Source organism: Polaromonas sp. P1_E1_2, assembly GCF_056406035.1.
Genome location: NZ_JBFUAZ010000187.1, coordinates 1 through 6831, shown reverse-complemented (window position 1 = coordinate 6831; position 6831 = coordinate 1). Strand labels below are relative to the sequence as shown.

The window sequence follows — 6831 nt, the reverse complement described above, 5'->3', positions numbered from 1 at the left end:
GAACAATCAATGTCACCGGTTTCGAGGGGTAAACACCTTGCGCCTGCGCGCCCATGCCGCATGCCAGCAAGGCCCAAAAAACCAGTGAAAACAGTTTCTTGCTCATAAGTTTCTCCAGTGTTACCGGTACTTTTCAGACTGGCATGCGAAGGGCCGCATAGCCGACGGCCGAGGCCCGCAGGGCTCGCCGCGCCTGCGTCGCTGCCAGGCATTTCTCGATGATGGCCGGCTCCGATGTAAAGGGCGTACCACCTGGAAAGGGCGGCTTGGGGTCGTATTCGATCTGGAGCTGGATTTGCTTGGCTGTTTCGTCTCCCTTCAGCATTGCGACGACCTTCAAGGCCATGTCGATGCCGGATGTCACGCCGCCCGCCGTGAAGATATTTCCGTCCACACACATGCGCTCTCTGGTGACGATGGCACCGAACGCCGGCAGAAAATCGATGGCCTGCCAGTGGCAGGTGCTTCGCCTGCCCTTGAGAAGGCCCGCGGCGCCGAGCAGCAACGAACCCGTACAGATACCGAAGATGTACTTCGCTGACTTTGCTTGCCTGCGGGTGAAATTGACCCACTCGGCGTCCAGTATGGCGTCGTCGGTTCCAGGTCCCCCCGGCACCACCAGCAGGTCGCAGGGCGGTGCGTTTGCGATGGTCGTGGTGGGTGTCAGCGTGAGGCCGCGGTCCGAGCGGACTGGCTCCAGTGACTTCCCTACGAGCTCGACATGCACCCCCGGCACACGTGCCAGGACTTCAAAGGGCCCTGTCAAATCAAGTTGTGTCAGTGCATTGAAGAGAATAATATTAACTTTCATGAACACCCTCCTTAATACGCTGACGGTAAGGCCAGGTGCCGCAGGGACAGTGCCAAAAGCGGGCGAATGTGCGCCAAAATGGGTGGCATTTCTCTTGTTTGACGGCTTCCAGCCCATTGACCTCGCCGGGCCGTGGCAGGCATTTGCCACGGCAAATGAAGAGGTGGGCGTTCCGGCGTATCGCCTGATCACTGTGGCACGGAAGGACGTTGTAACGAGCGCCGATGGTGCACTGAAAATCCATGTGGACCACGATCTGGGGGCTGCCGCGGCATTGCCGATCGATGCGCTGGTGGTGCCGGGCGGTGGCGGTATCCATGCGGCATGTGCCGATCTTCAATTGGTCAACTGGCTGCGGGAAAGAGACCAGGCCACACGTAGAACCTGCAGCGTTTGCACGGGGGCCTTCCTGCTCGCCGCCACCGGGCTGTTGAGTGGCCGGGAGGTCACCACCCACTGGCGATCCGCCGAGAGATTGCAGCGGGACTTTCCGGACCTCAGGGTTAACGACGACAAGATCTACTGCGAAAGCGGCAAGTACTGGACCACGGCGGGTGTTACCGCCGGCATCGACCTCGCGCTGGCCCTTATCGAGCGCGACCATGGCGCCGACATCTCGCAGCGTGTCGCGCGGCGGCTGCTTGTCTATTTACGCAGGGACGGCGATCAGCGCCAGTACAGCCAGGCCCTGAGGATTCAGGATCGGGCCGTTGCACCATTTCGCCAGTTGATCGAGTTGTTGCAGGCCCGGCTTGATCACGAATGGTCCGTCGACGAGATGGCGGATATGTGCAATATGTCCCGGCGCACTTTTCAGCGCAAGTTTGCGGAAAACTTCGGCATGGGTCCCATAGCCGCACTCAACAGCTTGCGGTGTGAACAGGCGGAAATCCTCGCCAGCTCGGGGTGTCTGTCGGGGAAGGAAGTCCAGAGGCATACCGGATCGACCCGGGGTATTTCCAGGACGGCGGCCGCAGCGCGTAATCGTGCCGGCGGCGCTTGCTGATCACCAAAGCCCCAGAGTCCGCCACCTGTATCCATCGCGCCTATAAGTCAGTCCGCAACTTCCATATCTCCGGAAACAGGACTACATCCAGCATCTTGCGCAGGTAGCTGACGCCGCCCGTCCCACCAGTCCCTCGCTTGAACCCGATCACGCGCTCCACAGTCGTGACATGCCGGAAGCGCCAGAGCCGGAAAGCGTCTTCCAGGTCAGTGAGTTCTTCGCCGAGCTGGTACAGGTCCCAGTACTTCTTGGGGTCGCGATACACCACGAGCCAGGCCTGCTCAACCTCATCGCTTTCGGCATAACCTTGCGTCCAGTCACGCTGCGTATGGCTGGCCGGTACGGCCAGGCCGCGGCGGGCCAGCAGGCGCAGGGCTTCGTCATAGAGTGACGGGGTCTCATACGCGGCTTGTACCTGCGCGAGCAGGTCGGGCCGGTGCGCATGCGGCTTGAGCATGGCGGCGTTCTTGTTGCCGAGCGCGAATTCGATGCAGCGGTATTGCGCGCTTTGAAAGCCGCTGGAGTTGGCCAGGTAAGGGCGAATCGCGCTGTACTCGGGCGGCGTCATGGTGGCCAGCACGTCCCAGGCGTGCACCAGCTGCTCCATGATCTTGCTCACGCGTGCCAGCATCTTGAAGGCGCCGCCCAGCTCGTCTTTCGCGACGTTGGCGATCGCGGCGCGCAGTTCGTGCAGCATCAGCTTCATCCAGAGTTCGCTGGTCTGGTGCTGGATGATAAACAGCATTTCGTTGTGGTCGGGCGAGAGCGGTTTTTGCGCGCCCAGGATTGCGTCGAGCTGCAGGTAGTCGCCATAGCTCATCGAGTGACTGAAGTCGAGCTGCGCTTTTTCGTCGCGCACGATGTCTGCCGGCCGTTGTGTGTTCATGGATGATCTTTCACGGAAAAGCGATCTGGGTATTGAAACAAGCAGGGGCCGCAGGCGCAGCGGTCCCTCTTGTGATGAAAGGGGCAGGGAGAAGCCGCAGGCTGCACGCAGTGGACGACCGTGGGGGCCATGTCATCATGTGACCGCGTGCTTCTGGTTGAACTCGGATTTTTGCCATTCGGCGGTTTCCAGCACCTGCTTCAACTGTTCGACGGCGTTCCAGACGTCCTCAAAACCGATGTAGAGCGGTGTGAAGCCGAAGCGGAGGATGTCGAGGTGCTTGCCGGCGCCGCCGTCTCCGGCGCGGAAGTCGCCGATGACGCCGCGCGCGATCAGCGCTTGCACGATGGCGTAGGCGCCCTGGGTTTTGGTCAGGCAGACCTGTGAGCCACGCCGGGAATGTTCGCGCGGTGTGGCCAGGCCCAGGCCGTGGCCCGCGCAGCGTTCTTCCACGAGTTGAATAAACAGGTCGGTCAGTGCCAGCGATTTTTTGCGCAGGGCCTGCATGCCGCCGAATGCCTCGGCGGCCAGCACGGTGTCCAGCCCGCACTCCAGCGCGGTCATGCTCAGGATGGGCTGGGTGCCGCACAGATAACGTGCGATTCCTGCAGCGGGGCGGTAGTCCGGAGTGAATTCAAAAGGTGCTGCATGGCCCCACCAGCCGGCCAGCGGCTGCCAGAAGCGGTCTGCGTGTTTGGGGTTGACCCAGACAAAGGCCGGTGCGCCGGGGCCCCCGTTAAGGTATTTGTAGCCGCAGCCAATCGAGAAATCGGCTTTCGCCGCATTCAGGTCCACCGGCACGGCGCCCGCGCTGTGGGCCAGGTCCCAGACGGTGAGTGCGCCTGCTGCATGCGCTGCGGCGGTGACGGCGGCCATGTCGTGCATGGCGCCGGTGCGGTAGTTCACGTGGGTCAGCATCARCACGGCCACTTCGCTGGTGAGCGCGGCGGCAATCTCTTCGGGCTCGACCAGTCGCAGCCGAAAGCCGCGTTCCCGGCACAGGGCTTCGGCGATGTAGAGGTCGGTCGGGAAGTTGCTGCGCTCGCTGACGATGACCTTGCGCGTGGACGCGTCCTGGGCCGCGATGTGCAGTGCAGCGCTCAGCACCTTGTAGAGGTTGATGGAGGTGCTGTCGGTGGCCACTACTTCGCCGGGGGCTGCACCTATCAGCCGGGCAATCTTGTTGCCCAGGCGTTGCGGCAGCTCAAACCAGCCGGCACTGTTCCAGGAGCGTATCAGGCCCTGGCCCCATTCGGCGGTCACGGCTTCAGCGACGCGAGCGGCGGCTGTTTTGGGCAGCACGCCCAGCGAATTGCCGTCGAGGTAGATCACATCTTCGGGCAGGGTGAATTGCCGGCGCAGCGTGCGCAGCGGGTCTTGCGCATCGAGGGCGCGGCAGTCTTGCAAAGTGCTCATGGAGTGGTCTTCATGGAAGTTCACGCAGGACTGCGCGAACGGGTGAGGCGTCGGCCCGGGTGAGTTTGAGCGGCAGGGCAATGAGTTCGTAGTCGCCTTCGGCTACGTCGTCGAGCACCAGGTTTTCGAGCACGCGCAGGCCGTGCGCCAGCAACTGGTGGTGGCTGGGCAAGTCCTGGCTGGTGGCCGGGTCCACGCTGGGCGTGTCAATGCCGACAAGTGCTATGTTTTTGGTAGCTAGCAGCGCAAGCGTGGCGGGGGCTATGGCCGTAAATGATGCCCATGACTGACTGGCTGCCGCTGAGGTACGCAGCAACACGCGGGGCGGCAGGTTTTCCAGCGCGTGGGCGATGTGTTCCGGCTGCACCAGCGGGCCGCAGTCCATGCAGTGGATCACGCGGCACGGCCCGAGGTAGGGCGCGAGGTCGAGTTCGCCGACGCTGGTTTCACCGTTGGCATAGTGCAGCGGCGCATCGGCATGCGCGCCGGTATGGGGCGAAAGTGTGATGCTGTTGACGTTGACCGGGCAGTCCGGCGTCAGCGAAAAATGCAACTGCTGCGAATAGGCCGTGTCGCCGGGGAACACCGCGGCGTTTTCATCCACCGACGGTGAGATGTCCCAGAGTTTTCGCGGTGGTGATGTGGTGGAAGCGGAGGTGCGGGCTGTCATGGGTGCAAAGGTAGCACCGGCAAAAAAGCCGTGGTGTCGGTTATTTCCAACAATCTCGAAAATAGTTGAAACCTAAAGTACCTGGCAAAAGCGGACGGCGCAGTCGTCGGGCGCGGCCTGTGGAACCCGTCAGCCTCGGGCACAATTAAAGGCTGTAGCGCTCGTTGCGGCATCGATTGACCAGAGCGCCTTTACAACCCCCTTCAAAGAGACAAAGGCACACCATGAATTCCGAGAACAAGTCCAGCGGCAAAGTCGCACTCGTCACCGGCGCGGGCACTGGCATTGGCAAGGCTGTGGCCCTGGCCCTGCTGCGTGAAGGCTACAGCGTGGCGCTGGTGGGCCGCCGCGCCGAGCCGCTCAACGAGGTTGCCAAAGAATCGGGCACAGACCGCGCGCTGGCTTTGCCAACCGACGTGAGCCAGCCCGACTCCGTGGCGGCGGCATTCGCCAGGGTCAAGGAAAAGTTCGGCCGGCTGGACTTGCTGTTCAACAACGCCGGTGTGGGCGCGCCGCCCGTCAACCTCGAAGACATCACGTTTGAGCAGTGGACCAATGTGGTCAACATCAACCTGACCGGCTCCTTCCTCTGTGCGCAGGCCGCCATCAAGTTGATGAAAGACCAGTTGCCCCAAGGCGGCCGCATCATCAACAACGGCTCGATTTCGGCCCATGCGCCTCGGCCCAACTCAGCGCCCTATACCTCCACCAAGCACGCCATCACGGGCCTGACGAAATCCATCTCGCTGGACGGGCGCAAGTACAACATCGCCTGCGGCCAGATCGACATCGGCAACGCCATGACAGAGCTCGCGGCCCGCATGGCCAAGGGCGTGCCCCAGGCCAACGGCGAGATCGCCATTGAGCCGATGATGGATGCGAAGGAAGTCGCCGATGCGGTGGTGCACATGGCGTCGTTGCCGTTGTCAACCAATGTGCAGTTCATGACCATCATGGCCACGAAGATGCCGTTTGTGGGCCGCGGTTGAGGGATGTTGTGTTGAGCCCGGCGCATATTGCTCAAGGTATGCATGGCGCATAGCCAGGGCAATTGAGGGTTGCGTGAAATGTGTTGTATTGTATGTATATGAGCAATACAGCATCTGATCTGGAACAGTACCTCGAAGAGTTGGCACGTACTGCCCAGCCCGGGGATCGCCTTCCGACCATTCGGGATTTGATGCGCCGGTTTGCCGTCTCCCAGATGGTGATTCAGCGTGCCTTCCAGGGCCTGAAAGCCAGGGGGCTGATTGCATCGCAGGTAGGGCGGGGGACCTATTTCCGCGTGGAAGGCGAGGCTGGCGTCGGCCCCGGCGCCTCGTCGCCGGCCGGAAGGTCGGTGCTGCTGCTGCGCCGTTCCATCAGCATTGCCCGCGGCCGTGTGTTGATAGAAGGGCTACAGCGTCGCTTTACCGCTGACGGCCACCGCGTACTTGAAGTTTCCTACACCGATCCCGCCCACGCGCGGACCATCTTGAAGGGTTCGCCCCGCTTTGACGCCTGCGTGGTTCAGTCGAGCTACAAAACCATCACGATTGATTTGCTCGCAGCGCTGAAAGAGAAATGCGATGCGTTGGCCGTGGATGGCGCGGCGCTCGCCGGGGCCGATGTCGAGGTGGTCGGCATGGAGTGGGGGGAGCCGCTGGCTGCGGCGATCACGCTTTTGCAGCAGCAAGGTCATCGCCGCATTGCATACGCAACAACGTCGCACCCATTTCTGGCAACCCAGATGGGACGGCGGCGGTTCGACTACCTGCAGACCACCCTGACAGGAATTGAGCTTCAGGTGATCACTGTGCCGCACCTGCCTGATGAGAACTACGAAGCGGTGCTTGTGGGGATGATCAAGGCCAGTCTGGATGCCTCGGGGCAGCTACCTTTCACCGCGTTGGTGGCGTGGGGCATCGAGGATGGCGCCAGATTTCGGGAACTGCTGCAAGAAGCTGGCGTTGGCATACCCGCACTGCTGAGTGTGGTGTTGCTGGGACGTACGGATCTTGCGAACGAGCACGCCAACTTCTTCGACACGATCGGGTGCAGCG

The 6831-nt window shown here is 62.0% G+C and carries 7 protein-coding genes; 3 read left to right on the top strand and 4 right to left on the bottom strand.

What is annotated here, in order from left to right:
* Positions 1-133: 133 nt before the first annotated feature.
* The gene (locus AC1D1P_RS10810) at positions 134-811 is read right to left on the bottom strand and encodes a DJ-1/PfpI family protein (protein WP_477671373.1); all 678 of its coding nucleotides are present in this window, start codon (positions 809-811) and stop codon (positions 134-136) included.
* An 82-nt stretch (positions 812-893) separates the two neighbouring features.
* Between AC1D1P_RS10810 and AC1D1P_RS10805 the strand changes: the two genes are divergently transcribed.
* On the top strand, positions 894-1817 hold the full coding sequence (locus AC1D1P_RS10805; RefSeq protein ID WP_477671615.1) for a GlxA family transcriptional regulator: 924 nt from the start codon (positions 894-896) through the stop codon (positions 1815-1817).
* Positions 1818-1857: 40 nt separating this feature from the next.
* Here the strand turns inward: AC1D1P_RS10805 and kynA are convergent, their stop codons facing one another.
* From kynA to kynB, 3 genes are all read right to left on the bottom strand, one after another.
* A complete protein-coding gene (gene kynA / locus AC1D1P_RS10800) occupies positions 1858-2703 on the bottom strand; it encodes a tryptophan 2,3-dioxygenase (protein ID WP_477671374.1) in 846 nt (281 codons plus the stop codon).
* A gap of 135 nt (positions 2704-2838) precedes the next feature.
* Positions 2839-4119, bottom strand: a complete 1281-nt coding sequence (gene kynU, locus AC1D1P_RS10795) for a kynureninase (RefSeq protein ID WP_477671375.1) — start codon at positions 4117-4119, stop codon at positions 2839-2841.
* Positions 4120-4129: 10 nt separating this feature from the next.
* Positions 4130-4789: an arylformamidase gene (gene kynB / locus AC1D1P_RS10790; protein ID WP_477671376.1), complete on the bottom strand. Its 660-nt coding sequence runs from the start codon at positions 4787-4789 to the stop codon at positions 4130-4132.
* A gap of 224 nt (positions 4790-5013) precedes the next feature.
* On the opposite strand from kynB, the gene AC1D1P_RS10785 reads away from it, so the two are divergent.
* Together AC1D1P_RS10785 and AC1D1P_RS10780 are read left to right on the top strand one after the other, a co-directional pair.
* Positions 5014-5778 carry an SDR family oxidoreductase gene (locus tag AC1D1P_RS10785; RefSeq protein WP_477666272.1) on the top strand — a complete coding sequence of 255 codons (765 nt, stop codon included), beginning with the start codon at positions 5014-5016 and terminating at the stop codon, positions 5776-5778.
* 98 nt (positions 5779-5876) lie between these two features.
* The coding region (locus AC1D1P_RS10780) for a GntR family transcriptional regulator (RefSeq protein ID WP_477672971.1) at positions 5877-6831 on the top strand (955 nt) is incomplete at its 3' end.